General features: G+C 73.3%; 4 protein-coding genes. All 4 read left to right on the top strand.

The genetic code is table 11. The annotated features are described in order from the left end of the window. The first annotated feature begins 303 nt into the window (after window positions 1-303). Window positions 304-1065, top strand: a complete 762-nt coding sequence (locus tag VFZ20_RS24390; protein WP_329686566.1) for a L,D-transpeptidase family protein — start codon at window positions 304-306, stop codon at window positions 1063-1065. Window positions 1066-1203: 138 nt separating this feature from the next. Further along, window positions 1204-1755, top strand: a complete 552-nt coding sequence (locus tag VFZ20_RS24385; protein ID WP_329686565.1) for a sigma-70 family RNA polymerase sigma factor — start codon at window positions 1204-1206, stop codon at window positions 1753-1755. A gap of 4 nt (window positions 1756-1759) precedes the next feature. Then, window positions 1760-2101, top strand: coding sequence for a hypothetical protein (locus VFZ20_RS24380; protein WP_329686564.1), 342 nt, complete (start codon window positions 1760-1762; stop codon window positions 2099-2101). 46 nt (window positions 2102-2147) lie between these two features. Next, window positions 2148-2551: hypothetical protein (locus VFZ20_RS24375; protein WP_329686563.1), on the top strand; the 404-nt coding region annotated here is incomplete at its 3' end.

Raw genomic sequence — 2551 nt, 5'->3', positions numbered from 1 at the left:
GCGAAGGATGGGTTCTCCTCTCTCCGCGAGGAACGAGCGGGGAGAGGTCGGGAGAGGGGCGCGTCGCTGCCGGCGCAAACCGTCCGCATGTCCAGACGCAGTTCTCCCCCTCCCCCGCGAAGCGGGGGCAGGGGGCCGGGGGGAGGGGGCCCTCCGCGGGCAGGCAGACTGCCCGCCATGGTGCACGAACCCAGCTCCCCCCCCCCACGCCTTGCGCGAAACGCCGCCGCAACGCTTTGTTAGACGCTACGTTCACGGCTCGATCCCGCGTTCGCGCAACCGCACCCGCATCCCGGCAGTTCCATGCGCTTGCTGCTCGCCCTCGCCATCACCGTCCCGCTCTCCGTGGCCGCTTCGCATCCGTCCCCGCGCCCGTCTACGCCGCCGGGGCTGGACGCGAACGGCGCGCTGCAGGTGATCGTCTCCACCACGCCGGACTGGAACACGGTGGACGCCACCCTGCAGCGCTACGAGCGCGACGCCGTCGGCGCGGCGTGGCGGCCCGTGGGCGAGCCCATCCCGGCCTCCGTCGGCCGATCGGGGCTGGGCTGGGGGACGGGGCTGCACGACGATCCGCGGCTGGACGGGCCCGTCAAGCGCGAGGGCGACGGGCGCGCGCCGGCCGGCATCTACCGCCTGAGCTCGGCGTTCGGCTACGCGGCGGCCGCCGAGGTGCCGTGGATCCGCCTGCCGTACGTGCAGTCCGACGCCAGCATCGAGTGCGTGGACGACCTCCGTTCGCGTTTCTACAACCGCCGCGTGGACCGCGACACCATCGCGCAGCCGGACTGGAACAGCCACGAGGAGATGCGCCGCACGGACGAGCTGTACCGCTGGGGCGTGTGGGTGGACCACAACTCCGATCCGCCCGCGCCCGGCGGCGGATCCTGCATCTTTCTGCACGTCTGGGGCGGCCCCGGCGTGGCCACCAGCGGCTGCACGTCCATGGCGGAGGATAAACTGCGGATGGTGCTCGCCTGGCTGGATCCGCGCGCCCGCCCCGCGCTCGTGCAGCTGCCCCGCGACGCGTACGGCGCCCTTCGCACCGCGTGGGAGCTGCCGTGACCCGCGAGCCGCTTTACCGTCTGTTTCCGCGTTCCGCCGTGACGCATCCGTCCGACGGGCCGCGGTGCCGTCACGCCCTCGAAGGCCTTGCCGCGTGACGTCCCAGCGTTTTTTCCACGTGGCGTGTCTGGTAGTAAGATGAGCGACGACGTGGCCCTGCTGGTGGCGCGCGCTCGCTCCGGAGACGCGGACGCCGCCGACCGACTGGTACGCCTGCACATGGGCGCGGCCTACGCCGTGGCCCTGGCCGTTACCCGCAGCCCGCACGACGCCGAAGACGTGGCGCAGGACGCGCTGGTGCTGGCCCTGGAGCGCCTGGGCGAGTGCCGCGACCCCGCGCGCTTTGGCGGATGGCTCGTGCGCATTGTCCGCAACCGCGCCCTGAACCATCGCCGCTACCTGGGCATTCGCGCGGCCGAGCCCCTGGACGACGCCAACGACGCCCCCGCCCTGGGCAACCCGGCGGACGAGGCGGAGCGGTCCGAGCTGCGCGACCGGCTGAACGACGCCGTGGGCAACCTGCCGCAGACCCAGCGCGAAGTGCTGCTGCTGCACGACCTGGAAGGCTGGAAGCACCGAGAGATCGGTGAGGCGCTGGGGATGCCCGAAGGCACCGTGCGCTATCACCTGTTCAACGCACGCCGCGCCGTACGCGGCCGCCTGCGCGCCCTGGTGGGCGAGGAGGACTAGCAGGATGAACAACGACAACGAACGCATCGACCTGTCGCCGCTGGGGCTGGACGACCTGCGCCGCGCGCGCATGGCCCGCGCCGTCATGGCGCGCGCCCAGCTCAACGCCGTCCGCACGCCCCTGGCCGTGCTGGCCGGCTGGGCCCGCCCCACGCTGGCCGCCGCGGCCGCCATCGCCGCCCTGTCGCTGGGCGCGCTCACGTGGCCCCGCGGGCCCGCGCACGCCTCGTCGCCGCTGACGGTGGCCGACGCGCTGCGCATCCCGGAGCCGGCGGCGGACCTCATCGCCGAGCAGCGCCCCGTGAGCGACGACGACCTGCTCACCTCGTGGGAACCCCGTCCGTGAAGGAACCCGTGACCCACCCCGCCCCCACCGGCCGCGGAGGCCGCACGTGAACACGCAACGCCGCACGCGCCTGACCGGCATGGCGCTGTTGATCATCACCTTTGCTGCCGGAATGCTGGCCGGAACCGCGTTCAGCCGCGTGCTGACGGCCGGCGAGACCGAGGCGCGCGTCGCCAAGTGCGACGACGAGCGCGGGCCGCACAACATCATCGACGAGCTGGGCCTTACGGCCGACCAGCGCGTGCGCGTGGACAGCATCATGGCGCGGCGCCGGCAGCGCACGGACAGCTTGTGGCAGGAGGACGGCGTCCGCATCCGCGCGGCCGTGGACAGCGCCCGCGCCGAGATCCGCACGGTGCTCACGCCCCGGCAGGCCAGCGAGTACGACCGCCTGCGCGCGCAGCACGATGCTGATCGCAAGCGCAAGCGCGCCGAGCTGGACAGCGCCGA

This window comes from Longimicrobium sp. (assembly GCF_036280135.1).
In the GTDB taxonomy this organism is placed as follows: domain Bacteria; phylum Gemmatimonadota; class Gemmatimonadetes; order Longimicrobiales; family Longimicrobiaceae; genus Longimicrobium.
This window is presented reverse-complemented; position numbering and strand designations above follow the sequence as displayed.

Bases quoted from the DNA above. Each gene is read 5' to 3' on its own strand.
- VFZ20_RS24390 (WP_329686566.1), top strand. From the start codon at position 304: ATGCGCTTGCTGCTCGCCCTCGCCATCACCGTCCCGCTCTCCGTGGCC.
- VFZ20_RS24385 (WP_329686565.1), top strand. From the start codon at position 1,204: ATGAGCGACGACGTGGCCCTGCTGGTGGCGCGCGCTCGCTCCGGAGAC.
- VFZ20_RS24380 (WP_329686564.1), top strand. From the start codon at position 1,760: ATGAACAACGACAACGAACGCATCGACCTGTCGCCGCTGGGGCTGGAC.